Annotated in this window: 1 protein-coding gene; it reads right to left on the reverse strand. The window is 69.0% G+C overall.

All coding sequences use genetic code 11. From position 1 onward, the window contains the following. Positions 1-162 precede the first annotated feature (162 nt). Positions 163-364, reverse strand: a 202-nt coding sequence (locus tag PUR56_RS00470) for a hypothetical protein (RefSeq protein WP_329947371.1), incomplete at its 5' end; no start/stop codon positions are given.

Here is a 364-nt window from a genome sequence, read left to right on the forward strand (position 1 = left end):
TCGATCACTGGGGCGGGGGACTGGTGCGGCTTACGGGTGGTCGGTATATGATGTCTCGCGGAGGGTCGACCGTGCGGTGCAGGGGCCCGCGCGTGCAGGCCCGGAAGTGAATGCACGTCCCCGTGGTCTCTGGCAGGGGAACTCCGGTACCGCCCGCGATGCTCACCGGGCCCCGCCGACTGCGTGGAAACGCCGCTGCTCCAGCTTCTGTGGAGTCTCCCAGAGCCGGCGGCTCCGGGCCAGCATCTCCTCGACACCCTCGAGCGCCTTCTCCCAGGCAGGGCCTGATGGGGCGAAGACCCCGGTAGGGGTGGCGTCTGTGTCGATGGTGAGGTTGCTCATCGCTGTCGTCACGCGCCCAGCA

Origin of the sequence: Streptomyces sp. BE303 (assembly GCF_036290945.1) — a bacterium.
GTDB lineage: Bacteria > Actinomycetota > Actinomycetes > Streptomycetales > Streptomycetaceae > Kitasatospora.